13 protein-coding genes and 1 pseudogene are annotated in these 25,937 nt (G+C 68.7%); 5 read left to right on the top strand and 9 right to left on the bottom strand.

All coding sequences use genetic code 11. From position 1 onward, the window contains the following. Nucleotides 1-2,394 (bottom strand): ArnT family glycosyltransferase, encoded by a 2,394-nt coding sequence (locus ACMYLB_RS18940; RefSeq protein ID WP_415908502.1) that lies wholly within the window; start codon nt 2,392-2,394, stop codon nt 1-3. Between the two features lie 199 nt (nt 2,395-2,593). Here ACMYLB_RS18940 and ACMYLB_RS18935 point away from each other — a divergent pair, with 199 nt between their 5' ends. Genes ACMYLB_RS18935 through ACMYLB_RS18925 form a run of 3 tightly spaced genes read left to right on the top strand, consistent with a single transcriptional unit; the run spans nt 2,594 to nt 5,039 of the window. Then, nucleotides 2,594-3,130: a hypothetical protein gene (locus ACMYLB_RS18935; RefSeq protein ID WP_415908501.1), complete on the top strand. Its 537-nt coding sequence runs from the start codon at nt 2,594-2,596 to the stop codon at nt 3,128-3,130. Further along, on the top strand, nt 3,079-4,755 hold the full coding sequence (locus ACMYLB_RS18930; RefSeq protein WP_415908500.1) for a hypothetical protein: 1,677 nt from the start codon (nt 3,079-3,081) through the stop codon (nt 4,753-4,755). The genes ACMYLB_RS18935 and ACMYLB_RS18930 overlap by 52 nt, the downstream gene beginning before the upstream one ends. A 32-nt stretch (nt 4,756-4,787) precedes the next feature. Continuing rightward, nucleotides 4,788-5,039, top strand: a complete 252-nt coding sequence (locus tag ACMYLB_RS18925) for a hypothetical protein (protein WP_415908499.1) — start codon at nt 4,788-4,790, stop codon at nt 5,037-5,039. A gap of 19 nt (nt 5,040-5,058) precedes the next feature. Here ACMYLB_RS18925 and ACMYLB_RS18920 read toward each other — a convergent pair whose 3' ends face one another. The 3 genes from ACMYLB_RS18920 to ACMYLB_RS18910 form a co-directional block, all read right to left on the bottom strand. After that, a complete protein-coding gene (locus tag ACMYLB_RS18920; RefSeq protein ID WP_415908498.1) occupies nt 5,059-7,620 on the bottom strand; it encodes a glycosyltransferase in 2,562 nt (853 codons plus the stop codon). Beyond that, nucleotides 7,517-11,713 carry a glycosyltransferase gene (locus ACMYLB_RS18915; RefSeq protein WP_415908497.1) on the bottom strand — a complete coding sequence of 1,399 codons (4,197 nt, stop codon included), beginning with the start codon at nt 11,711-11,713 and terminating at the stop codon, nt 7,517-7,519. Before ACMYLB_RS18915 ends, ACMYLB_RS18920 begins: the two co-directional genes overlap by 104 nt. 826 nt (nt 11,714-12,539) lie before the next feature. Beyond that, complete coding sequence (locus tag ACMYLB_RS18910) at nt 12,540-12,947, bottom strand: hypothetical protein (protein WP_415908496.1); 408 nt, start codon at nt 12,945-12,947, stop codon at nt 12,540-12,542. Nucleotides 12,948-13,107: 160 nt separating this feature from the next. Here ACMYLB_RS18910 and ACMYLB_RS18905 point away from each other — a divergent pair, with 160 nt between their 5' ends. After that, nucleotides 13,108-15,174 carry an ArnT family glycosyltransferase gene (locus ACMYLB_RS18905; RefSeq protein WP_415908495.1) on the top strand — a complete coding sequence of 689 codons (2,067 nt, stop codon included), beginning with the start codon at nt 13,108-13,110 and terminating at the stop codon, nt 15,172-15,174. A 9-nt stretch (nt 15,175-15,183) separates the two neighbouring features. On the opposite strand, the gene ACMYLB_RS18900 is transcribed toward ACMYLB_RS18905, so the two are convergent. Beyond that, nucleotides 15,184-17,175 (bottom strand): glycosyltransferase family 4 protein, encoded by a 1,992-nt coding sequence (locus ACMYLB_RS18900; protein WP_415908494.1) that lies wholly within the window; start codon nt 17,173-17,175, stop codon nt 15,184-15,186. 338 nt (nt 17,176-17,513) lie between these two features. Here ACMYLB_RS18900 and ACMYLB_RS18895 point away from each other — a divergent pair, with 338 nt between their 5' ends. Further along, complete coding sequence (locus ACMYLB_RS18895; RefSeq protein ID WP_415908493.1) at nt 17,514-19,667, top strand: ArnT family glycosyltransferase; 2,154 nt, start codon at nt 17,514-17,516, stop codon at nt 19,665-19,667. On the opposite strand, the gene ACMYLB_RS18890 is transcribed toward ACMYLB_RS18895, so the two are convergent. The 4 genes and pseudogenes from ACMYLB_RS18890 to ACMYLB_RS18875 form a co-directional block, all read right to left on the bottom strand. Continuing rightward, a complete protein-coding gene (locus ACMYLB_RS18890) occupies nt 19,660-20,205 on the bottom strand; it encodes a glycosyltransferase family 4 protein (RefSeq protein WP_415911118.1) in 546 nt (181 codons plus the stop codon). The two genes, ACMYLB_RS18895 and ACMYLB_RS18890, sit on opposite strands and share 8 nt — an antisense overlap. Before the next feature lie 173 nt (nt 20,206-20,378). Next, nucleotides 20,379-21,239 (bottom strand): annotated as a pseudogene (locus ACMYLB_RS18885) (glycosyltransferase); the annotation flags it as partial. A 232-nt stretch (nt 21,240-21,471) separates the two neighbouring features. After that, the gene (locus ACMYLB_RS18880) at nt 21,472-21,621 is read right to left on the bottom strand and encodes a hypothetical protein (protein ID WP_415908492.1); all 150 of its coding nucleotides are present in this window, start codon (nt 21,619-21,621) and stop codon (nt 21,472-21,474) included. A gap of 237 nt (nt 21,622-21,858) precedes the next feature. Then, nucleotides 21,859-25,824, bottom strand: coding sequence for a glycosyltransferase (locus ACMYLB_RS18875; protein WP_415908491.1), 3,966 nt, complete (start codon nt 25,822-25,824; stop codon nt 21,859-21,861). Between the last annotated feature and the right edge of the window lie 113 nt (nt 25,825-25,937).

Raw genomic sequence — 25,937 nt, 5'->3', positions numbered from 1 at the left:
CTAGCGGGAAGTTTCGATCCGCAGGTCGGTCCAAAACGTCCAGTCGGTTGCGGCGTTGTCGTTCGGTCCGGCGGTGATCACGAACTCGAGCCGGCTGCCCGCTGCGGCGGCCGGCAAGGACACGAAAAGGGGGTGCACGCCACGGTCCGCAGCGATCGTGGTCGGCCGGAGCAGGCATGAGAAGAGCGCATGCCGCGCTCCGCTGGGGGCGACCAGGTCGACGCGAAACTCCGCGCCGTCGGTGGGCGTCCGGTTGTCCGGTGCGAAGGCGGCGTCGCGAAAACCGAACCCGCCCCGCACGGCGCGCGCACCCTCCGGGAGCGCATACGCAAGGGTGGAGGGGGCGTGCGCGAAATAAATCGCCCGACCGTCGCTCTCGTCGACATTGGCGCCGTAGGGGGTCTGCACGAAGAGCGGCGGGACCGGCGTTGTCAGGCGCGGGAGCACGAACGGGGCGGCGGACGCGTCGGGGAGGCGGCCTTCATTGACGGCAATTGTTGCCTGCGGGCTCTCCACGGTTGTGCCGTCGGCGCCGATGGCCCGGACTTGGAACGTGTGGCGCGTGCCCGCATGGGGATCGAAGCGAACCGGCACCGTGACCTTGAGCGCGTCGAGTGGGGCGAATGAAACGCCGGCGAATACCTGTCCGTCGACGAGCAGCTGCAGGCCGGCAAGCTGAGCGTTGGAACTGGCGCCCACGAGGGTCACGGTCGAGGCTTGGCTGGTGAACGTTGACGGACCGAACCAGGTTGGGGCCTCGAGCTGAGCGCGCGGCCCGCGTCTTGGTCTTGCCCCGGCGAAACGGCGCGCGTCGTCGCGCAGCAGGTAGAGATCGTAGCCCAGGCCGCGGTAGAGATCGGGATCCACAAGGAGGTAGTGAGCGTCGACAAACGTTTTGAGGGCGGGGAACTTCGCCAGCGGATATTTTTGCCAGAAGCGATTCGGGCCGGCGCTGCAATCGACGAAGAACGTTGGAGGCCGTGCGTCGAGCTCCGCCAGGAGCGTGTCCATCGCGCCCGGCACGATTGCGTAGCTGGTGTCGCGCTCGAGGGCGACGTTCGTCCATGGCACCATGCCGGTGAGAAAGGAGGCATAGACGAAACGCGAGGCCGGCGCGCGGCCGGCGAAAAGATAAAACTCGGGTTGGTAGCCCCAGACGAAGATCGTCTCTGCCGGCGGAGTGGCGCGTGCAATGAAGGCCGCCGGACGCACGGAGGTGTCCGGCGGGAGCGTTTGTCCCCGCTGTTGCAGCGCGCCGGTTCCGAGCGTGAGCAGCGTGGTGGCGAGCACGAGCGCGGCCACCAGCCGCAGGGCGGGGCGGCCGTGCGGGGCGAGGGCGACGCGTGCCACCCAGTCGAGCATCCAGCCGGCCAGCAGGCACAGCGCCGGCAGCGTCTGCACGAAATAGTGGTCGAAGCCGCGTCCTCCCGAAATTGCGCCGGCGAGCGAGGTCACCGCCCAGGCCCCAACGTAGGCGTGGAAAGCGTGATCGCGCTCCTCGTCAGCGCGCGGCGTGCGTTGTAGGAGGCGAAAGGCAATGAGTGCCGCCGCGACCAGCAGGGCTCCAAGGAGGGCGGGGGCACCGTCCTGCAGCATGTGCCAGAGCTGCCAGGCGCTCGCCAGACGGGCGCGGGTGGAAATCTCCGGGCCGTAGATCGAGACGTTGTAGCTCCAGGCGTAGTAGACCGCGTCGCGCAGTGCGCCGTGCGCGGCAAAATAGACCGCGGTCAGGCCGACGGGTGTCGCCCAGCCCGCGGTCAGGGCGGCGAAGCGGACCGGCAGTGACGGGCGCTCGTCGCGTCGGTGCCACGCGAGGTAGGCGAGTGCCAGCACCGGTGCCGCGGCGTCAAGCAGCGCCGGTTGCTTGGAAAGAAATGCCAAGCCGAGCAGCGCGCCGCAGACCACCAGTCCGCGGTTGCCGGACGTCGCCCGCGCGCGGGCGAAGGCCAGGGCGGCGCCCGTCGTGAACAGCGTGACCAGCCACTCGGTGTTGAAGGCGTTCGCGTCGCCCCGATAGAGCAGCGAGCTGGCGAGCGTGGCGTAGAGGCCCGCCGCCCAGGCGCCGGTCGCGGAATGACGCCACGCGCGGCCCAGCCGCCAGAGCAGGAACGCCGTGCCGGCGACAAGCAATGCGGTGAAGACGTGCAAGGCGAGGATGTTGCCCCGCCCAGCCACCGCATAGAGGCCGGCCACGGCGTAGTAGGACAGCGGCGTGCGCTGGTCGATGGCGTCGCGGTAGAGGACGCCGCCGGCGAGCAGCCGGTCCGCGATGGCGGAGTGGATCGCCTCGTCGACGTTCCAGACGCGGTGGGCCAGGCCAGGCCAGCGCAGCCAGAGCGTCCAGCTGACGAGCGCGAGAAAAATCATCCAGGCAGCGAGACGTGACGGGCGCATGGTCAGTCGGTGCGCGCGGCACGGGTGCAGGTGAGCGACCGGGGAAAGGCGGCGGCGCGGGTGAACATGTTCGAGCGAAGGGTAGATTGCCGAGCGAGCGGACGGTCCGTCAACCTAGGACAACCGGGCGGGCGAACTCCGCCATCGCGGTGACGGAAAGCTTGCGCGCGCGCGGCCAAGCGACGGAGATGTCGCGCGCATGTTCGTGCGCACGCTTTGGATTCGACGCCTCATCCTGGCGGGCGGGGCCGCCTTGGCCGCGCTCGCGATGCTGCTGCCGTGGTGGCGGCAGCACGATCGGCTGCGCGACTTCTACGACTATGGCTTGGTGATGGCCGGGGTGGGTCGCATCGCGGCGGGGGAACGGCCCTATCGGGACTTTGTCACGCCGATCCAGAGTGGCACCTTTCTGTTCAACAGCTGGGCGGAGCGGGCGGGGGGCGATACCTACCGGGCGATGACGGGCGGCGCGGCCGTGCTCATCGTGCTCTCGGTCGTCGGACTGGCATTGATGTTTGCGCGGCGTTGGCCGACGTGGGTCGCGCTCCTCTTGGCGACGGCGCTGACTGCGATGTCGGCTGTGCAGCACACCATCATCTGGCACAACGCGCTGGGCGCGCTGACACTCGTCGTGGCGGTGTGGGCGGCCGCGGTCGCACCGGTTCTGCGGGGTCGGCACTGGCCGTGGCTGTTGCTTGCGGCCGCGGCGTTGTTCGTGGGGGCATCAACAAGCTGAACGCCCAGCTGGTCGCGCTGGCGGGAGTATCCGCCTGGACGCTGCGCGCCTGGGTGGGCGGCGAGGCTGACGCCCGGCGCGGGTTCGCCACGCTGGCGGTCTGGGTCGTGGCCGGGGTGTTCGCGCCAGTGGCGTTCGAACTGGCGTGGACGGGGGCGGGTTTTACGAGCTGGTGGCACAACGTCGTCGCGCTGCCGTTCTCAAGCCGCGCGGGTGATTTCGAGTGGGTGTTCCGGCCGGAGTTTTACCTGCGCATTCGCCACGATTACTACGGCGCCCTCTCGATTCCGTGGCTGGGCGCTCTCGGGCTGGCGACGACGCTTGGGATCGGCGGGGTGCTCTGGCACAATGCGCGCGGCCTTGGCGAGCGTGGGTGGGTGGTGGGGGCGGGGGCGTTCGTCGCGGCTGCCGGGGCAGGTCTGCTGGCGACGAACTACGAGATCGCGTGGGTGGCGATGGCGGCGTGGCTGGGGCTGCTCGCGGCATGGTGGGTCGGATTCGGACGCCCAGCGCGCGGGCGCGGCTTCCACGTGCTGATCGTGGCGCCAGCCGTCGTCGTTGGCGCGGCGGCGTGGGAATCGGCGTGGCGGGGCCAGCGCTCGCAGTTCGGCTACTCGACGGCACCGCGTTCGAGTTATGTCGATGCCGGCACGGTGCATGCCGATTTTGCCTACCTACGGGGCACCTTTGTGCCGCCGGAGATAGCCCAGACGATGAACGAGGCGCAGCAGGCGCGGGCCAGGATCCTGCCGCTCTATCGCAACAGGACGTTCTACGGTCCGGGACTCGAGTGGCTGCAGCGTGTCTGGCCCACGACGAAGGTGCGTGGGCTGCCGCTGTGGATGCATGTGGGCACCAGCTACGGGCCGGACGAGGAGGCGCGGCTGCACGATGCGATCCGGCCAGGCGGCGTCTATGAGCTCGTTGTGGCTTCGCAGCCGCGCGACCATTGGCCGGAAACGATCGACGCGGAACTGCGGCGGGACTACCGGCGTGCGCACTTCGGGCCGGTCTGGGTGATGTATCGAGCCCGTCCGCCTGGCGCCGTGCCCTTTGAGGCGCGGACGTTTCTGCGCGAGTTCGGTGGCAACGTCGATCCGGCGTGGCTCGCCTCGACACTGGGTGCGCGGGCGCTGAGCGACGGGCGGAAATTTCTCGGGACAACGCGCGGGACCGGCGTGCTGGTGCTAAGGGCGGCGAGCTACCGCCTGCATCTCGAGGCGGTGATCCGGCGCACCGCGGCGGCACGAAAAGGAACAGTGCGGCTGCGGTTTGAGTCGTTTGGAGTCTCGGGCGAGCAGCTGCTGGAGCGCGGCTCGTTCGATGCGGAGCTGCCGGCGGGGGAGGCCGAGCGGGTGTTCCCGACCTCGATCGACCCCGGCGGCCTCCCCATGATGTTCGCCGTCTCGATCCCGGACGACCTGGAGGGATGCGTCGAGGCGGGCTGGCGCGGTCCGCGCCTGACGCACACCGTTGACGGCGACGACACGCCACCGGCGCTCGTTCCCGGGGCTGCGCCAGCGACGAGGGCGGACGACGGTTACGTCGCCGCACTGCTGCCGTCCGCAGGACCGCGACCGGCGGTGTTCACACGCGGGGCGGGCCCGGCCGGCCCGGAGGGGTGACCCTCCCGCCCGGCGGCGAGATCTGGCTGCGAGTGCAAGACGGACTAGCGATCGATTTCGTGGCGCGGACGATTGGCGACCTGCATCCCCCGGCCCTGCCCGTGCTGCATGCGATCTATTACAAGGGCGGGCGCATCGAGATCCTGCGGCAGGACGCCATCCGCTCGACTGAACCAGTGCGATTCCACGCTTGGTCCGCCGAAGCCGGTGGATGGATCGGCCTCGCACTCGACCCCAGCGACGCCGTGCCGGCGTTGTGCGTGAAGGTGGCCGCTTCCCCGTGAGCGGGATGGCGCGACGCGATCACTCGTGCGCCAGCCAGGCTTCGCGGGCGAGCGCGACATGGAACGGCAGCACCTTGAGGGAGTCGCGCTCGCGCAGCACACGCGAGAATGCGGCGGGCGCGAGCGACTTGCCGCTGCGCTCCTTGGCCAAGCAGGTGCGCATCATGCGCGAGAGACCCTCGACGTCGCCGGCTTTGACCAAGTAGCCGTCCTGTCGCTGGCCGATGAGGTCGACGATGCCGTGCACGTCAGTGGAGACGATTGGCGTCTCGAAGGCCATCGCCTCCATTACGACGCGCGGGAACGACTCCTCGTAGCTCGAGCAGACGAACATGTCCGCCAGCACGAAGAAATCGAAGACCTCGCGCGTCTCCGGCACCTCGCTGAGGTTCTTGAGCTCGAGGCGCGCGATGTCGCGATGGAGCAGGTCGAGAAAGATGCCAGGGCGCGCGCCGACCATCACGAAGCGCACCGGCGCGGCGCCGTGGTAGTGGTGGTTGAAGTGGTCGACGGCGCGGATGAAGATGTGCTGGCCCTTGCGCTCGCAGATCGTGCCAATGTTTGCGATGATGATCTCGTCGTCGCGGAAGCCATGTTTGCGGCGCAGCTCGGCGCGGGTGTGCCGGGTCCGAAAGGCAGTGATGGCGTCGAGTTTGATCCAACTCGGCACCAAGCGGAAGTTGCCTCGGTCGGAGTCGGCGTAGTAGCGCCGCGTCGCCTCGCAGAGGAACAGGGTGCGCGTGGCACCGCCGAGCGCCTCGTGGACGAGAGGGTGCAGCGCCAGCGCGAACTTCGGTTCAAAGAACCGGAACACCGAGGTGCTCTCGTGGATGTAGAAGAGCGACGGCTTGCCAGCGCGCCGCGCCATCAGCACGCCCCAGAAGCTGACGAGGGTGTTGCAGACGACGAGGTCGACGCGGTCCCAATCGTCGACGTGGTGCGACAGGTCGAGCAGCCGGGCGTGGAATGTCTCCTCGTCAGGCGAAGCGTAGAGTTCCGCTGCGCTGGCGATCAGGATCCGGGCGCCGAGCTGCTCGTAGGCACCGCGCAGCGGGCCGTCCATGCCGGCGAGCACCTCGATCTCGCAGCCCGCTTCGCGCACCATCCACGTGGCGTATTCGAGCAGGAAGAGCGGTGCGCCTTCGAGATTGAGGTTGTGTGTGAGGAGGAGGAGACGGAGCCGGCCGGCGCGGTTCGTGCGGAGCGGCACGGCGCCGCGGCAGCGCACGCGCGCGCCGCTCAGCTCAAGCGAGGGGCTGAAGAACTCGTCGCGATAGAGCGGGTAACGCCGCAGCCAAGCGACGTGCTCGGCCTCGTCGAACGTCACGCCGCGCGTCGCGCTGCCCCAGTGCATGAGCTTCGCCTGCGGCGTGTAGATCACGCGGTAGCCCTGCGCGACGACGCGCAGACAGTAGTCGACGTCGTTGTAGGCGACGCCGAAGGCAGTCTCGTCGAAGCCGCCGAGCTGGCGATAGAGGTTGGTGCGCGTCAGCAGGCACGCGCCGGTGACGGCAGAGACCTCGCGCGCCGCGGCGTGCCAGGCGATGTCGACCTCCGCCTCGGGCACACGGGCAAACGGGGTGTCGGCGAGGCCGCCGTGCGGACCGACGACGATGCCGGTGTGATTGAGCGTGCGGTCCGGGAAGACGAGCTTGGCTCCGACGACGCCGACATCGGGTTGCGTAAACCAGCCGACCATCTCCTCGAGCCAGCCACGCTCGAGCGCGTTAACGTCGTTGTTGAGGTGCAGCACGAGCGGCGTGTCGACGTGCGGGAGCGCGGCGTTAACCAGGCGCGAGTAGTTGAACGGCGCGTGCGGATCCGGCAAGCGCACGACGGTGCACTGCAGGTCGTTGCGCTGCGTAATGCGCTCAAGATAGCGCACGGCGTCGGCGTCGCGCGAGTGGTCGTCGACGATGATGAGCTTGGCCCAGCGCCAGTCGACGGTCTCGTCGAGGAGCTCCACGCATTCCTGCAGGAGGTGGAGCTTGTCGCGCGTGGGAATGACGATCGTGACGGCGTTCCGGGCGAGGAGTTTTTCGTTCCAGTGCAATTGCTGGAACGGCTGGCGACGCAAGTAGCCAGCTTCGGGCAGGAAGGCCGCAGCGTCGAGCGCACGCCGGCGCATCGCGTCGTCGAGCGCGGCGCGCATCTGCTCGTAAACGGGATCACGCAGGTCGAGTTCGCGCGGTGCGCCAGCCCAGGCGTGGTGACAGACGAGCGGCACGTGCGCGACCTGCGCGGCGGTCAGGTGGTCGCCGAGGCGCAGGAGCAGGTCATACCACGGCACGTGCTCGTAGCCTTCGCGGAAGGAACCAAGGGCGAGGAAGCGGTCGTGGCGCACCGCGCTGAGCTGGCCGGGAAACAGGCCGGAGAGCGCGAACGCCGGGCTCCAGGCGGGTTTGAACTGGGGTGAGGAGCGCGTGCCGGCCTCGTCCATGCGGTCTTCATCCGTGTAGACGAGCTCGAGCGCGGGGTTAGCTGCGACGCGCTCGGCGATCTCGAGCAGCGCGTCGGGGGAGACGCGAGTGGCCGGGCAGCAGCGCGAGCCAGGCGCCGGCCGCTTGGTGGGCCGCAGCATTGATGGCGCGGGGAAAATCCCTCGCGCCCGTGCATGCCGTAAATTTGCAGCGTTCGTCCGCCAGCGCTGGCGCATGCTCGGCGACGAACCACGCCTCCCAGTGCGGGTAGATTTGCGCGCGCAGCGATGCGGTGAGTGAGGCCAGTTGCGCAGTGGTGCAGCCGCGGGCGTCGATCAGGAGCGCGACTTTCGGGCCGCGGGCGAGTTCGGTTGCCGAGGTGGCGAGAGCTTCGCACAGGCGCGGTGTGAGGCGGTTGGCCTGCTGCCAGGCGAGATACGGGTCGGGGTCTGGCGCTGGCGGCAGCGTGATGGGAGCATCCCGCTTGAACAGTCGATAGGCGGCGACGAACGCGCGCGCGCGTGCCCCGAGTTTGCCGAGGCGGATGCGATGGTGGCCGCATGCCTTCCAGAGCAGGCGCGCGGCGTGGAAAAACTCAGCGCGGCTGAACGCCGGCAGCGGCTGCTCCCAAGTGTGGCAGGCGCGCGGGTAGAAGCGGCGCGCGAACGCAAGATGGCGGGTGCCGTCCTCGAGCTCGGCCCAGAGCTTGATGATCGCCGGGCCGGGCGCCTGCTCGTCGATGTCGAGCAGGCCGAAGTATTGTGAGCGGTCCGCATAAGGATGCGCGGGGAAAAGCTCGGCGGCCTCCTTTCGCTCGCGGTCGCCGTAGTCGAGCTCGTTTTCCACCAGCGGGTGCGTGCTCGCAATCAGACGTCGGATGCGTTGCGTCTGGTGGATGAGCCATCCCTCGACGCGGACCTTGCCGAATTGCGTGCCGCCGACAAGTTCCGGTCGCTCGAGCGCGCCGTAGAACGGCGGATTGGGCAGTGTGTCGCATGGCACCGCGGCGGCCTCGAGCACCAGCTGGCTGGCCAGAGGGGCGAGATCGGCGGCGGGGTCGGCGCGGCGGGCCTGCAGGAGGCGACGCAGTTGATCGGGCAGGACGTCTAGGCGGAAGCGTCCGATCGTGTTCTGGCCCTGCTTCACCTTGATCGGCTTGCGCCAGATCTCGACCCAGCGGTGCCCGCTGTCGAGCAGCTCAAGGCGGATCTCCCGCGCGCTCTTCGGCGGGTTGACGCGCAGCAGGAAGCCCGCGTGCGGCAGGCCGGTGTAGCCGCGATGGCGGCGCTCGACATGCTCGTGCGGCAGGCCGAGGATGCCCAAGTGCGGCACGCCGTCGATCACCGCGCGGATGTCAGAAAAGACGGCGCCGACCTTCGAGAGGAACCAGCCGCTGATCCACACGGGTTCGCCGCGGAAAACCCACTGGGTGGGCTCCTCGACGTCGAAGATGTAGGCGGAGTTCTCGTTCACGGGCCGGGGAAAACTAAGGCGGACGCGCACAGCGAGCGCAAGCCCCGCGGGGCTCAGGATGCCGCTTCGGCCGCGGCCTCGAGCGCGGCGAGCCAGCGCGGCAGCTGTGCCGCGGGAGCCAGGGGGCGACGACCCGGCGCGCGGCCTCGGCGCGTCGCAACGCCGCCTCCGGATTGGCGCGGAGAGCGAGGATCGCGTGGGCCAGCGCCAGGGGATTGTCCGGAGCGAAGAAGACCACCTCCCCGTGGGCAAAAGTCGCGGCGAGCTGGGGGTGGGCGTCGTGATTATCGGCACGCCCGAGGCCGCGGCGGTGAGGAGCGTGCGCACGGGGTGGTCCCGCCACGCCGGGCAGACGAGCGCGGCGCAAGCCGGGAGCGGAGGAGTGGCGCGCAGCGCTGGCGCGGCCGCCAGCGCCGCACCGAAGAGCTGTTCCTCTTCCTCGTCGCGCACGTCGCCGACGATCACGGCGGGCGCGGCGGTCAATTCGGCCATCGCCCCCAGCAGGACAGGCGCGCCGTGGCGGGCGAGGCCGCGGATCGGTGCGAGCAACGGCGCGGACGGATCGTGTTGGGGCAGCTCGTCCGGGGCGAACCAGGCCAAATCGCCGGCGGGATCGCGGAAGAGAGGAAGGTTGTGTCGCGCCGCCAGTGGCGCGATCCACTCGGAGGTGAGATCGAAAAGCGCCACCGCTTCGAGATGTCGCCACCAGATCTCGCGCTCGAGTCGGGCGAGCTCGGCCGCGCGCGTCGCGTCCGTGGCCGCGGTGAAACCGCGGAGGTCGACGAGCTGCACGGCACAGCCGGCGCCCTCGAAGCGCGAGTGCAGTGCGCCGTCCTCGGCGGCGATGACGCGCGCAACCCAGCGTCCGCTGGCGCGAAGACTGCGGGTGACGTCGAGCGCGCGGAGCGTGGCGTCGTCGGGGCGCATGGTGCGCACGACAATCAGCAGGCGTCGGGGGCGGCCCGAGGGAAGGTTCGGCAAGAGGGCTTGCGCGAGCGGCCGTGCCGTCGCCGGCGCCGCGGCGGGCGCGTTGCACGGATGCAGGCGTCGCGCGAGGGCGAGTTGCACGGATCCGTCCTCCAACTCGACGTAGACGCGGAGGCATACGGGGCTGAAATGAGTGGCGAAGAATGGCACGGTGCCGCGCACGCGACCGTGGCGTGCCGCCGGGAGGTGCGGAACCTTGCAAGCGAGGGCGTCGTCCGTCAGACCGTTCGCAAGCACGCTGAAGGTGCGGCCATCGAGAGTGGCGAGCACACGCGTGAGGCGTTGCTTGTCGTGGACGAACCAGCCGAAAACAGACAACACACCATCGCGCACCTCGGGGGCCTCGAGGGGGGCGTCGAGGTGGCCGTGCAGTGGTAGATGCGGCGCTCGGGTCACGGCGCCGCCGCCGGCATGGGGAACGAATTCGCCCTCAATGCGCGGATGGATGAGTCCGTCTGGCGCGACAGTGAACTCGAGGGTCTGCAGCGGCACCCAGTTGCCGCGGGCCTCCTGCGCCTCGAGGTCGACGCGCAGCTCGCCGTCGGCTGCGGCTACAGCGACGACGAACTCGGCGGGGAGCCATGCGCGGGCGGGCGCGAAGTGCGCTGCGAGGTCGTTGCGCGGTAGGCCGAGCACCCCGAGGAAGACCCCGGCGGACGTGCGGGCGCGGACATCGATGAAATCATGTCCCGGCTTGCCCACGACCCAGCCGCGCAGCCAAACGACGGGACCCGCCAGGCGCGCGCCGGGGGCGGGCCACTCGAGGTTGTGGAAGCAGAGTGGCGACTCGATCATGTCAACGGACGGCGCCGGCGCGCCGGACGAGTTCGACGTGCAGGGGAGCGCGCGGCTTTCGCCGAAGCGCGCCACGATGCCGGTGCGGGCCCGCTCCGCGCGCGCGGCGTCGCCGGTGAAGTGCGCGGTGAGCGCGGCTCTGATCGCGTCGGCGAGTTGGTCGCTGTCGCCAGGTGGCACCAGCCACGCCTCGTCGGGGCGCAGCATCTCCGCGATGCCGTTCACGTTGGTGGAGACGATCGGAAGGCGGAAGGCGGCGGACTCGAGCAATACGCGCGGAAAGGACTCCTCAAAGCTCGTGCAGACAAAGATGTCGGCGAGGCGGTAGAAATCAAAGATGGCATCCGTTTCGCCGAGGAAGACAACGTTGTCGAGGGCCTGGCTGCGGGCTTCCTGTTTCAGCGCCTCGAGGTAGGGACCGGGGCGTGATCCGACCATGACAAATAGCACCTGCTGGTCGGGGTAGGTCGCGCGGAGTTCGTCACGCAGCCGCGCGGCGGTGCGCAGAAAGACATGCTGGCCCTTGCGTTCGCAGAGCGAGCCGACGTTGACGAGCAAGGTTGCGGAGGGGGGGAGCCCATGCTTGCGGCGGAGGGCGGCACGGTCGGGGTGGGCGGCGGCGAAGGCGTCAATGCGCGCGACGTCGATCCAGCTTGGCAGCAGGGAGGTATTGCCGGTGTCGAGGTGGGCGTGGACGCGGCGGGTTGAGTCGGAGGTGTAGACGACGCGAGTGGCGCGGCGGAAGGCCTCCTCGATCTCGGGGAACAACGCCGGAGCGACAAGCGGTTCGAAGAAACGTCGGACGGGCGTGCTTTCGTGGACGTAAAGCAGGGTGGGCTTGCCGGCGGCGTGTGCGAGGGACACGGCCCAGAACGCGACCATCGTGTTGGCGATGACGAGGTCGAAAGAGGGTAGGTCGAGCGCAGCACCGATGCGGACGAGCTCGGCTCGGAACGGCGTGGCAGCAGTGGCGGCAAGCGCGGCCGCCGTATCGAGCACCCGGACACGCAGGCCGGCTTCCGCGAAGGCGCGGCGGAGGGGCCTTCGGTGGGTGAAACGACCTCGACGGAGATGTTCCGCTGCGCCGCAAGGTGGCGGGCGAGCTCGAAGATGAACCACGGCGCGCCCTCGAAGTTGAGGTTGTGGGTGACGACAAGCACGCGCAGCAGGCCGGCCTGCGGCGCGGGCAGTGCGCGCGCCACGGTGGGACGTGCGGCGGACGGAGGCGGCGCCTCGGCGACGTAGGCGGACCATGCCTCGCGCAGGGCGGCGAGGCGCTCGCGCGCGGCGCCGGCGGGCATGCCTAGCTCCGCGGCGGCGGAGCGCAGCGCCCAGGCGGCCCGGGCAAAGGCGCGGCGCGAGCGCGCGGGCAGGGTTGCCTCGGCGCCGGCGATGACGCGCGGCTCGAAACGTCGCGCGAAGACGAGATGCTTCTCGCCGTTGTCGAGTTCGGCGAAGACGCGGAGCAGCGCCGGGGTGGGGACGTGCGCGGGCAGCTCGACATGCCCGAGAAATTGCGCGGTGTCGCGCCCAGGCAGGTCGGCAAAGACCTCGCCGACACCCTCGCGTGGCAGGCCGTGCAGCAGGGTGAACTCCTGGGTGGGGTCGACGAGGGCCGTGAGGCGCACGAGGCGTGCAGTGCGGTGGGCGAGCCAGCCGCTGACCGAGAGCCGGCCATAGCGCAAGCGGCCGGTGGCCTGAGGCTCCTCGAGCGCGCCGTGGAACGGCGGATTGGGCAGCGATTCGAGCGGCAGGGCCAGCCGGCGTGCAAGTGCCTCATGTGCCAAGGTTCCGAGCGAGACGTCCGGATGCATCGCCTGGAGCTTCAGGGTGGCGAGCAGGGAGGGGCCGAAAGCGGGGGCAGCGCGGCGGGCGCAGCGGGGGACGCGGCGGCGGGATCGACCGTGATGGCGGTCTGGAAAAATTCCGTCCACTCGCCGGTGGCATCGCGGAGTTCCAGGCGCAGCTGGGCGGCGTCGCGCGGTGGTTGCAGCAGGAAGGAAAATCCCGCGTAGGGCACACCGGCGCGGCCGCGCTCGCGCTGTTCGATCTCTGGCCGCGGCAGGCCATGCAGGCCGAGCACGGGAAGGTGATCGATCCACGCGCGCAGATCGGCGGGGGCGTGGCCGTCCCGATCGAGGACCCAGCCGGCGATCCACGATGCGCCGGCCGGAAACCGCCAGCCGGCGGGAAAAATTTCCACGGCGAAACGCCAGCGATCGGGAGCGCTCATGAGCGGGCGAACGGGTGCGTTGGAGCGGGCATGCGAGGTCGGGCGACGCTTAGGCGCGGACCGGAAGAGGTCAATCATGTGCTCTGCGCGGGCTTGCCAAGGACTCGGCCGGCAGCACACGGTGTGCTCGGTGGCTTCCCCAGATCCCGTTTCAACACCGGTGCGCGGCGAGCGTTGGTTCATCGCCGTGCTGAGCCTGAGTGCTTTTCTCTTCAGCGCGTGGACAACCACGGTTGGCTGGGAGAGCAAGCAGCTGCCCGGAGTGGAATTCCGGCAGGCGCAGACAGCGCTGTCGGTGCTGTTCATGAAGCGCGAGCACAATTTCTCTCTCGCGTATCCGACGCCGGTGCTGGGCAAACCTTGGTCGGTGCCGATGGAGTTTCCACTTTACCAGTGGACGGTGGTGGTCACGAGCCAAGTGACGGGCTGGGGCATCACCAAAGCTGGACGGGCGGTGAGTATCGCCTGCTTCTACCTGATGCTGCCGGCGGTGTGGCTGCTGCTCGGCTGGTGGCAGGTGACGCCATGGCGCCGCGCGGTGGTGCTGGCGCTCTTCCTCACGTCGCCGTTACTGCTGTTCTACGCGCGGGCGTTCCTGATGGAGACCATGGCATTGATGTTCGCGCTGTGGTTTTGTGTCGCCTACGTGCGGGCGGTGCAGGAGCGGAGCGGGGGCTGGCTGGCGCTCGCGGCAGTGGCGGGAGCGGGCGCAGGGCTCGTGAAGGTCACGACGCTGATGCTGCACCTGGTGCCGCTCGTCGCCTGGAGCGTCGCGCGGTTGTGGCGGGAGCGGGCGCGCTGGCGGGCCGAGATTAGCTGGATGGCGGCGGGCGTGGCGGTGCCGGCGATGGCGAGCGTTTGGTGGACGGGACATGCCGATGCGATCAAGGCGCTGAATCCGCAGGCGCATTTTCTGTCCTCGCAGCACCTGCTCGGCTTCAACCTCGGCACCGCGGAAACGCGTTTCTCGCCGGCGATGTGGAAACTGAAGTGGCGCATCCTCACGGAGGAGCTGACGCACTGGCCGGCGCTGGTCGGCGTGCTGGCACTGGGGGTGTGCGCGGGTTGGCGGCGCGGGCTGGCAGCGCTGGCCTGCGGCGCGGTCTTTCTGGCGGCACTGGAAATTTTCCCCGAGCTCTATGCGCTCCACGATTACTACTACGTGGCGAACATCGGCTGGCTGCTACTTGCCGCGGGTCTGGTGCTGGTTGGCCTGCTGGAGCGGGTGCGGTTGGCCGTGGCGGCGGCGGCGGTCCTGCTGCTCGTCGGCGCACAGGTGACGATGTATCTGCGGCACTACTTCCCGATCCAGCGGCTGATCGGAAGCGGGATGACGTCGCTCACCATCGCACTCGGAACTGCCACGCACGCGAACGATGTGCTTGTCATCGCCGGTGATGATTGGAACTCGATGGTGCCTTATTTCGCGCAACGCCGGGCGCTGATGCTGCGTCGCGAGGTGGTGCAGCGGGCGGACGAGGGGCGGGTGGCGATCGACGCGTTGGCGGACGAGACGATCGGGGCGGTGGTGGTGCCGCGGGGCGACCCGACGGCGCAATGGATCGTGGACTACCTCGTTCCGCGCGGCATCGATCCGCACCCGGTGTTCTACTGGCACGGGTTCGCCGTGTATTTTCCGCGATCCCGCCTAGACTGGGTCATGGCGGAGTTGGGGAAAAGACTCGCGGTGGAGGTGCAGTTGGCGGAGGGGCGCGCGTGGCCGGTGGATGACGCGGGGCGCGCGGTGAACATCGCGGACCACTGGTTCAAACTCGCAGAGCTGCCCGATTCGATGCGGCATCTCTTCGACGGCATGAGTCCGCCGCCGGTGCGGTTCTATGCCCAGTTTGGCGCGACGCTGGAGCGGGCGGGTGGGCGGCTCGATCTCGGAGCGCACCCGGTCACGCGCTTGGTCTTCGCCTTGCCGGCAGGCCGGCACACCTTGCACACGCAGGTGTTTTTCTCGCCCGATGCCTACAGCGCTGCGATCGCGCCGGAGCAGCGGACGGATGGGGTGCAGCTGGTGTTGCGCATGGCGGAGGGGGAGCGGACCTTCTTCGATCGCGTGATCGATCCGAACCGCCGCCCATCGGATCGCAACCGGCTGACGCTGCATATCCCGTTCGAGTTGACTGAGCCGGGTGAGGTCGAACTCTTTGTGGGGCCCGGACCAAGGGGAATCTTCGCCCGCGATTGGTTCTGGATCGGTCGTCTCGCCTTCGAGTGAAGGGGCCGCTCACCGCGTTGCGGCGACGCGAGCGGCGAGCGAGGCGTGGCGCGGCAGGAGAAGCGTCGCATCAAATTCCGCGGTCACACGCCGCACGGCGGCAGCGCCGAGGGCATGGCCGCGTGCCGGATCGACTAGGAGCGCGGCCAGCGCACGCGCCAGGGCGGCTGGGTCGCCCGGCGGCACCAGCAGCGCCTCCTGATCGGCGCGCACCATCTCCGGCACCCCATGCACCGCCGTGCTGATAATCGGCAGGGCGAAGCCCATCGCCTCGAGCACGACGCGAGGAAAGGATTCCTCGTAGCTGCTGCAGGCGAAAAGGTCCGCCGCGCCAAAGTAATCGTAGGGCGTGGCGGTCTCCGCGATAACGCGCAGATTATCGCGGCGCAGTTGGGCGAGGATGTCGTTCAGGTGCCGGTCGAAGGCGGTATGGCGGCCACCGACGATCAGGAACTGAGCCGTCGCCGCGACGTCCGGCCGGGCGCGCCAGAGCAGATCGACGGCGCGGGCGAAGAGGTGCTGGCCCTTGCGGTCGCAGACGGTGCCGAGGTTGATCACGAGGCGCGCCGCCGGGTCGAGTCCGAGCCGGGCACGCAGGGTGGCGCGGGAGTGTTCGGCGCGGAAACGGTTCAATTTTCCGAGGTCGATCCAACCGGAGTTGAGGCTGTGGTTGGCGCGGGTGAGGACAGAGCGGTAGTAGCGACGGGTGCTGTCGGTCAGAAAGGAGACATGCGAGGCGCGGGCGAAGGATTCCTGGACTGCGGGTAGAAGCGCGGGCGCGAGGTGGCCATGGTAGAAGACTTCCGGCGTCGTGCTCTCGTGGATATAGAAGAGCGACGGGCGACCGGTGCGGTGCGCAAGGTGGATGCCCCAGTGCGCGGAGAGGGTGTTGGCGACGACGAGGTCAGTCCTCCCCCAGTCGAACGCGGCACCGAGCCTGGCCAGCGCGGCGCGCCATTGTCGGAGTGTGGCGGACTGCTGTAGCGGGCGGAGGTCGACCACGTGCACACGGGCGCCGAGCGCGGCGAAGCGCTCGCGCAGCGGCCCTTCCGCGGCGCTGATCGTGTTCAGCTCGACGCCGCGGGCGGCAAGATACGTTGCGTATTCGAGGAGGAAAAGCGGCGCACCTTCATAATTCAGGTTGTGCGTGACGAGCGTGATGCGCCGCGGCAACGGTGCCGCGGCCACGAGAGGCGCAGGCGCGGCGTCCGGACGACAGGTGTTGCGGTCGGCGCGCGCGCGGTATTCGGCCCACACCTCGCGCAGTGCCCGCCAGCCGCCGCGGTCGAGCGGAGCCCGCAAGCCGTGTGCGGCGCAGGCGCGCCGGAGCGCTCGCACCGCGGCGACGAAGCGACCCACGCGAAACGGACCGTAGGGGAGCTTGGCGGACTCGCCGTCCAGCACATGATTGCGTTGGACGTGACAGAGGTGCCAGGTGCCGTCAGCCAGCTCGGCATAGACGCGCAATGTGAGCGGTTGGGGCAGCGACGCGGACACGTCGACGAATCCGTGCAGGCGCGAGGCGCGAGCCGCGGGCCATTGTGGAAAAAGCTCCGCCACGTAGGGTAGCTCTGCGCCGTAATCGAGGAACGACCATGCCTGGAGGTCGACGCTCGCTGCGACCCGGCGCACCGGCATGGATTCATGAAACAGCCAGCCCTCGACGATCAGCCGACCGAACACTGCGCGCTCGAGCAAGCACGGCTGATGCAGGTGGCCGTGGAAGGGAAGCGGGGCGTAGCGCACGACGTTGGGGTGTGGGAGAGAGGCGACGAGCGCGGCGGCAACGCGTTCCATGGGGGCGTCGCCAGGTCGCTGAAGCATGAAGCGCAGCGCGCGGGCGAACTCGTGAGGATAGAGCTTGCGTGGCTCGGCCGCCACGGCGGAAACATCGACGGCAGGCACCGACAGCGAGACCTCAGTCAGCGGCACCCAGCCTTCGGTCATGGTGCAGACTTCCACGACGGCGCGTGAGTGGCCCGCAGGGGCGGTGAGCGTCACCTCGAAGCCGGCGAGCAGAAATGGCGCCGGCGAACGGAAAAATTGCGCGAGGTCGGGTCGTGGAAAGCCGAACGTTCCGGGAAAAATCCGCGCCCCGATTCGCACCTGCAGGTCGGTGAGGAAGGCGCCATTGCGTCCCACCGCCCAGCCGCGCCAGAGGACGGATGCGCCGGCGCGTTCTGGAGCGGCGGACTCGTCGAGGTGAAACGTGGCGTGCGGCGTTTCCTGCATGCGGTGGAGGCGGACGATTACGGGCGAGCCGGGGCTTGTAAAGCGAAGCCGCAGGCGACCAGAGGCGAGTAGCGGATGCGGCTTAGCCGATTGTCATGACAAAGTGCGTGGTCTCCCTCTCCCGAAATCATATTGCTCGTCCTTGGCGGGCGTTTTTTGTTCGCGACCTCATGCGTCCGCCCCAGCCCGATCTCTTCGAGCGCCGTCTGTTTGTTGGTGTGTTCGTGGCCGCACTCGTCATGCACGCGGTTCTGGTGCTGTATCATTTGCGGGTGCCATTTTTGGCGGGGCACGAGTTTCGGCAGTCACAGACGGCACTGATCTCCTATTACATCGACCAAGAGAACAATTTCTCCCCGCTCTACGAGCAGCCGCTGCTCGGCAAGCCCTGGGTCGGGTTCATTCTCGAGTTCCCGCTCTACCAGTGGTGCGTGGTGGGGCTGAGCCGCGCGACGGGCTGGCCGCATTTTCTGGCGGCGCGCGTGATCTCAATCGCCTCATTCTATCTGGCGCTGCCTGCGCTGAGCCTGCTGCTCGGCCGGCTGGGGTTATCCCGGCCGCGCCGGCTGTTAGCTCTGACACCGGTGCTGCTCTGTCCGGTCTATATCTTCTACACGCGGGCATTCTTGATCGATCCGATGGAGTTTCTCTGCTGCGCGTGGTATGTCGCAGCATTCGTGCGGATGATGGACGAGCGGCGTTGGTCGTGGTGGCTTGTGGCGACCGTGGCAGGCGTGGGTGCAGCGCTGATCAAGGGCTTCATGCTTGCGGTGTGGCTGCTTCCCGCCGCGGGTTATGGCGCGTGGATGCTGTGGCGGGACCTGCGGGCCGGCCCGGACTGGCGTGTGCCGGCCCGGACTTTCCTGTGGGGAATTGGTGCGGTGCTGCTGCCATTTGTGGCCTTGAAGTGGTGGATCGGCCTCACGGATCCGATCAAAGCGGCCCATCCTTCGGCCTGGATCTTCACCTCGAAGAATCTCTCGATCGGCAACTGGGGCCTGTTCAATTTCTCCTCACTGCTCTCGCGCGAAGTCTGGCGCACGCTGATGGATCGCTGGGGCGAGGCGATCATGCCGCCATGGCTGCTGCTCGGTCTTGCGGCGGCCGGCGGCATCGCACTTCCGCGCGGGCGCGGCAAGTTTGCGCTGGTGGCGGGGGTGTTCTTCCTGTCGCAAGTGCTCTTCCCTTTCGCCTACGCCTACCAGGACTATTATTATTACTCCTGTGCGGCGTTCTTGGCGGTGGGCCTCGGATTGCTTATGCTTGAGCTGTGGGACAGCGCGGTTCCGCGCTGGCTCGCGGTCGCGTTGATGCTGGTGCCCGTGGCGGCGCAGCTGGGCACTTACTGGCGCAACTATCGCCAGCAGCAAGCGGTCGTGGCAGAGGGCTGGACCACGTTCACGCTCTCCCTGAAGGAACTGACCCCGGCCGGATCGGTCATCGTGGTTGCTGGACAGGACTGGGCCGCGATGACCCCGTATTATGCGCAGCGCCGCGCGCTGATGATCCGCAACGGTCTCGAATATGACGAGGCCTATCTCGAGCGGGCTTTCAAGGATCTCCAGGACGAGGATGTGGCCGCGCTTGTAGTGAGCGGCAAGGCGCGCGGCTATCGGCCGTTTCTCGACCGTGCTTTGCGCGCTTTCGACATGGAGGCAACGCCGACCTATGTGCACCTCGACCAGGCGGATGTTTACCTGCGCCGCATCTACGTGGCGGGCGGACTGGTGCGCCTGCGCAATGCGGAGAAGCGGTATGGACGCGAGATGACCATTCCCTCTCGTCCGCCGGAGGGTCCGCGCGCCGCCACGCTCGTGCCAGAGGCGGTGGCGAAAACGGCCTTTCCCATGGTCGTGCCGGGGCCGTTCAAGTGCGACTTCCAGTTCGGCTACGTGCTGGGTGAAATCCACGGACAGCCCGCGCTCGGCGCACATGCGGACAGCTACCTCTGGCTGCATCCACCCGCCGGAGCGCGAAAAATTCACTGGGAATTCGGAATTTATGACGACGCGTGGCAACGCAAAGGAGACAAGACGAACGGCATCGAAATGCTCGTGACAGCTGAAAAATCCGATGGCAGCCGGCGGCAGATTTTCCGACGCCTGTTGGATCCAGTCGGCGTTGCCGGCGATCGCGGCCTGCAGCGGGAGACGATCGCCTACACGCCCGAATCACCCGACGAGGTGTTGCGCTTCGCCGCGCTCTCTAACGGCGCGATCGCCTTCGATTGGGGATACTGGCGGCGCATCGAGGTCAAGTGACGCGCGTCGCCGCGGTCTGCGCCAGAAGGGCCAGGTGGCGCGGCAGAGCGACCGCGGCCTCGAATTCGGTCACGACCCGGGCCCGGGCGCGCGCGGCGAGGTCGCGCCCGGCGGCGGGATTCGCGAGGAGTTCCGCCAGCGCTTCGCACCATGCGACGGTGTCACCCGCGGGCACGAGCCGCGCCTCCAGGTCCGGTCGAACCATTTCGGGGATGCCATGCACGGCACTCGCGAGGATCGGGACGCCCATCGCCATCGCCTCGAGCACGACGCGCGGTGAGGATTCCTCGTAGCTGCTGCAGGCAAAAGCGTCGGCCGCCTGATAATAATCGAGATAGTCGGTCGTCTCGGGATGCAAATCTAGGTTGGGCCGTCCCGTTGCCCGCACCGTCCCGGCCAGCCATGTATCGAATTCCGTATTCCGCCTGCCGAGCAGCACGAAGCGCGCGCGGGCGGCCAGCGCCGGGTAGCGCCGCCAAAGGAGGTCGATCGCGCGCACGAATGCGTGTTGGCCCTTGCGGTCCGAGATTGTGCCGATGTTGCAGATGAGCGTCTCGTCCGACCGGAGCGCGAAACGGGCGCGGCTGGACTGGCGCGTCCGGACGGCGCGCCACGCATCGAGGGCGGCAACGTCGATCCAACCCGGCGCCAGCCATCGCGCCCCTCGTGGTAGCGCGCTGTCGCCGCGGTAGTGAACGATACCGCGGTCGCGCGCGCGATGCTATCCTCCGCGAGCGCGATCACGGACGACGGCACGCGCTTGCCGTAGAACTCGGCCGGAGTCGTGCTCTCATGGATGTAGAGCAGCGAGGGCCGGTTCGCGGCGCGGGCGGCGTGCACGGCCCAAAAAGCAGTGAAGGTGTTGGCGACAACGAGGTCGGTCGCCGTCCAGTTGACGCGGGAGAGTGTCGCGGCGAAATCTCCGTCGGCGAACGCGGTCGTAAGGTCGAGCTCGTTGACTGTGGCTCCCGCGCGTTCGAATTCCAACCGCAGTGGCCCGCCGCCAGCGCTCACGACCTGCACGGCGCTGCCGGCACGGACGAGCGTGCGAGCTAGGTCGAGCAGGAACCGCGGCGCGCCCTGCGGCGTCAGCGCGTGCGTGGCGAGGATCGTCGTGCGCGGCAGCGGGTGCGCGCCGGGGAATGGGGCCGGGCGCAGCGGTCCCTTGGGGCGCACGCGCTCCGGGCGGCGCGTGGTGCGGGCTTCTAGGTCTGCAAGCGCACGGCTCAGCTCTTCCCCGCGGTGGACGGGAATCGCGGCGGCGGCGAGCGCGGCGTCGAGGGCGTCGAGGACGGCAGCCCATTCCGAACGCGAGGCGGCGAGCGGAACCTTCTCGGCTTCGACTGGGTGAAGATTGCTTCGGACGACTTGGGCGAGATGCAAGGAGCCGTCGTTGAGTTCGGCGTAGAGGCGGAGGGCGACGGGGTTCGGCAGTTGCGCGGGAACGTCGACGTAGCCGGCAAAGCCGCAGTCGAGGGCATTCTCGTGTTGGCTGTAGAACGCGGCTGGGCCCGGCGAGGGCTGGCCGTAATCGATCGGCTGAAGGAGCTGGAGGTCCGTGCTGGCGAACATCCGCACGATCTTCCGCGTCGGATGAAACAGGTGTCCGAAGGCGGGGATGCGGCCGTAACGAACACAAGTGAGCGTCACGGGCTCGTCCACAAAGCCGATGAACGGCGGCGGCGGGGTGCGAAGGTCGCGCGGCCAAGGCAGTGCGGCGACGGCGCTCCGGGCCAGTGTCGTCCAGTCGGGGGCAACGTGTCCGTTGGCGCGTCGCAGAATGACCTCGGCGAGGCGGACGAAATCAAGCCAGCGCAGCGGGGGCGGGCGTCGTCAGCTCGGCGGATGGGAGCGTCGCGTCCACGACCACGGGCAGCGCGGCAAACGGGGTCCAGCGTCCCTCGATTTCGAGCGCCTCGCATTCGATGAGGTGATTGCCCTCGTTTAGCGTCACGACGATTTCGAACTCCGCGAGTGCGACTGGCTGCCCGGTGGCAAAGTGCGCCGCGACGTCCGGGCGGGGAGGCCGTGCGCGCCGGCGAAGGACCGGAGGCCGACGCGTGCGCGCACGTCGGCAATGATTCCGCCCGGCTTCGGCAGCACCCAGCCGCGCACGAGGTGCCGGCCCGGGGCGAGGCGCGCGCCGGGGAGGGCGATTCGATCTGGCTCCAGCTGAACGTTGTTTCGGCCATCAGCCGAGCCAGGCCTCGCGGATCATCTGCGCGTGTTGCGGCAGGGTGCGGGCCTGGTGGTAATTGCGGGCGGCGCGGGCGTGCGCCATCGAGATCATCTTGGCGCTGCCAGCGACGTGGTCGGAGATCGCGCGCTTCAGCGCGGAGGCGAGCTTGAACGGATCACCGGCGGGCACGAGGTAGGCCTCGTCGGTGTTGGTCAGCATCTCGGGAATGCCGTTGACGTCGGTGCTGACGATGCGCGGGCCGAAGACCATCGCCTCGAGCAGCACGCGCGGGAACGACTCCTCGAAGCTCGTGCAGACGAGGATGTCGGCGAGGCGGTAGAAGTCGTAGATGTCGGGCGTCTCGCCAAAGATCTTCACGTCGTGCAGGCCCATCAGCGCGATGTCCTCGCGCAGCGTTTCCATGTAGAGCCCCTCACGCGCACCGACCATCACCCACTGGACCTTCGTGCCGGGGAATTCCTGCGCGAGCTCCTTCTCGAGGAGGTCGATGCCGCGGATGTAGATGTGCTGGCCCTTGCGCTCGCAGACGGAGCCGATGTTGACGGCGATGATCGCGTCGGGGTCGAGGCCGTGTTTGCGACGGAGTGCGGCGCGATCGTGGGCGGCTTTGAAGGCCTCGATGCGTCCGAAGTCGACCCAACTGCGCAGGGTGCGGAAATTGTCGTTGGCGTTCAGCTCCTCGTGGATGCCGCGGGTGGCCTCGGCGGTGAACACGACGCGCGTGGCGAGGCGGAAGGCGTCCTCGACGGTGTCGTGCAGCAGCGGCGGCAGCAGCGGCGCGAAGAAGCGCTTCACGGCGTTGCTCTCGTGGATGTAGAGCGCGGAGGGCTTGCCCAGTGCATGCGCGAGGTGCACGGCCCAGAAGGTGAGCATCGTGTTCGTGACGATGACGTCCACGTCGGCGCAGGGGTGCGCGGCGGCGAACTGCTTCAGCGTGCGGTCGAAGTCGTCCTTCGTCTTCGCGCTGAGGAACGCGGCGGCGTCGGTCCAGACCTCGACCTTGAGGCCGGCCTGTTCGAAGCGGGCGCGCAGGGGGCCTTCCTGGGGCGAGACGACCGTCACGCTCACGCCGGGCTGCTCGGCGAGGAAACGCGCGAGCTCGAAGATGAAGATCGGCGCGCCCTCGAAGTTGAGGTTGTGCGTGACGACGAGTGTGCGGAACGGGCGCGGCGTGTGCGCGTAGCGTTGGTGATAGACGTCGAGCGGCAGGTTCTTCGGCGGGAACTGGAGCGACTCGCTGTGATACGGGTCGCGGTAGCCGCCGTGGCGGGCGAGATACTCGACGTGTTCGCGCTCGGCGTAGGTGCTGCCGCGCGAGGCGGAGCCGACGTGACGAAGGACGGCCTGCGGGGTGACGACGGTGCGGTGGCCGGCGGTGCCGGCGCGCAGGCAGTAGTCCACGTCGTTGTAGGCGACCTGGAGTTTCTCTTCGTCGAAGCCGCCGAGCTCGCGGTAAAGCGACGTGCGCGTGAGCAGGCAGGCGCCGGTGACGGCGGCGACGTTGCGCGCGGCGTGCGGGAGGAAGAGGTAGCCGAGATCCTCGGCGGGCTCGCGCTCGAAGAGGACGTGCGCGAGGTGGTCATCGCGGCTGAAGGAAATGCCGGCGTGGTTGATTGTGCCGTCGGGGTAGAGGAGCTTGGCGCCGACGATGCCGACGCCGCGGATGGACATCCAGCCCACCATGTCCTCGAGCCAGCCGGGGGTGAGCGCCTCGACGTCGTTGTTGAGGTGGAGGACGAGCGGCGTGGTGGCGCGGGCGGTGCCGAGGTTGACGAGGCGCGAGTAGTTGAAGACGCCGCCGTTGTCCGGCGCACGCAGCACCTCGACGCGGAGATCGGTGCGTGCGGGGAGCGTGGCGAGGTAGTCGAGCGCGGCGGGGTCGTCGGAGTTGTCGTCCACGACGACGACCTGCACGTGCTCGCGCGGCGTGGTGCGCGCGAGGGAGTCGAGGCACTTCGTGAGGAGATCGGGGCGGTTCTTCGACGGGATGACGATCGTGACTGGGTTCTCGGCGAGGAGCGCGGCGTCCCACTTCAGCTGGTGGAGGCAGAGCGCGTAGTTCTTCGCGAAATCGGGCAGGAACGGCTCGGCGCGGAGCTGGCGGCGGGCGACGGCCTCGGCGATGCCGTTGCGGGCGGCGGCGAAGAGGTAGCCCTTCTGGTCGCCGCGCGAGGCGGTGCTCTCCGCGTGGGCGCGCCAGTGGTAGCCGATGAAGGGCACGTGCACGACGTCGCGGTCGTCGACCAGTTCCCAGCAGCGGAGGAAGAGGTCGATGTCCTGCGCGCCGTTGAATTCGGGGCGGAGGCGGCCGGCCTTCTCGACGATCTCACGCCGGATGACGGTGAGGTGGTGCGTGTAGTTGTGCGTGATCGCCATCTCGGGCGACCAGCCGCCCTTGAGTTGCGGGTCGAAGCGGCGGCCGGTGTCGTCGATCTTGTCCTCGTCGGTGTAGAGATAGCCGGCGGTCGGGTGGCGGGCGATGGCCTGGGCGACGTGGAGGAGCGCGTCGTGCGGGAGGACGTCGTCGTGGTCGAGCAGCGCGATGAACTCGCCGGCGGCGACGTCGAGGGCGGAGTTGGTGGCGCGGGAGATGTGGCCGTTCTGCGGGCGGAAGACGGGCTTGATGCGCGGGTCGGCCTTCGCGGCGGCTTCGAGGATCTGGCGGACGTGCGGCTGCGGCGAGGCGTCGTCGGCGATGCAGAGTTCCCAGCGCGGGTAGAGCTGCTGCTTCAGGCAGTCGAGGAGTTCGCGGAGGTATTTTTCCGGCGTATTGTAGGCGGGGACGACGACACTGATGAGCGGGCCGCCGGCCTTCACGAGGGCATCGGCGTCCTGCTGGAGCACGGTGCGGAGGCGCGGTGTGAGGCGGTTGTGCCAGCACCAGCGGGTGTAGGGGGCTTGATCGCGGCGGCGGACGAGGGCGGCGGGGACCTTCGGGGCCTCGCCGCGGCTGAGCGTTTGCGCGAGGTGGTCTCGGAGGCGGGCGATCTCGGCGCGCGATTCCTTCCACGAGTCGAACGCGTAGCGTCCGAGCGCGGCGCCGCGGACGAAGGCGGCAACGACCTTGTAGAAATAGAACGGCTTGAAGACCGGGATCGGGCCGGAGTGCTCGTCGCGTCGGTCGAGATACATGCGGCGGGCGAAGGCGAGTTCGCGGCGGCCGTCGCCGGTCTCGGCGAAGATCTTCAGGTTGGCGGGCGAGGGCGTGTCCTTGCGGATGTCCACGAGGCCATAGTAGCCGGACTTGCCGGCGCCGGGGTGGTCCTGGCGGTGGGCGGCGACGTCGGGGCGGTCCTTGGGGAAGACGAGTTTGTTTTCCGTGAGGACGCCGGTGGTGGCGCTGAGTTGCTGGATCTCGCAGCCGACGCCGAAGGTCCAGCCGGTGATGCGGAATTTCTCGTAGCCGGCGTTGATCCAGAAGCCGGGGTTCTCGATGAAGCCCTGGAAGCGCGGGCCGGCGACGACGTCGCTGGTGGCGGTGAGGACGTCGGCGAGCACGGCGTCTGTCTCGCGGCAGAGCTCGCCCCAGGAGGCGCGGTGGAAGTAGCGGTAGAGGTGGTGAAGGGTCTGGTAAACCGTGCCGGCGCGGAGGATTTTCTTCGGCTTGGTGGCGTCGGCGGGCAGGGCGGAGGTGTCGAGCGCGGTGCGGAAGAACTCGCGCCATTGCGTGCCGTCGTGCCAGTCGAGCGCAAGTTCGCGAGCGCCGCGCCAGACCTGGGCGCGCTGGATAAAGCCGGTGCGGCGCGCTTTGAGCCCGCCACCAAAGGCCGCTTCGGTGTCGGGCCGGTCGAGGCCGTAGATGCCGAGGGTAGCGCGACGATCGACGCGCGCGCGGATGTCGATGCAGCCCGGTTCCATGGCGGTGTGGAGCCAGCCGGTGATCTCGATGCCGGCCCCAGTCGGACGCCACGAGGTCGGGCTATCGATGTGGAATTGCGGCGCGGCGGGAACGGTCATTGCAAGGGGCCGAAATCAAACGGCGGCGCGGGGGCCAGTAAAGCCTCTTCCGGGCCGGTGGCTCGGCAGGCAATTGGGGGTTGCGCACCGCGGGGATTGCTGGGTTTGTTGCG

The organism is Oleiharenicola sp. Vm1 (genome assembly GCF_047777955.1).
Taxonomy (GTDB): domain Bacteria; phylum Verrucomicrobiota; class Verrucomicrobiia; order Opitutales; family Opitutaceae; genus Didemnitutus.
This window is presented reverse-complemented; position numbering and strand designations above follow the sequence as displayed.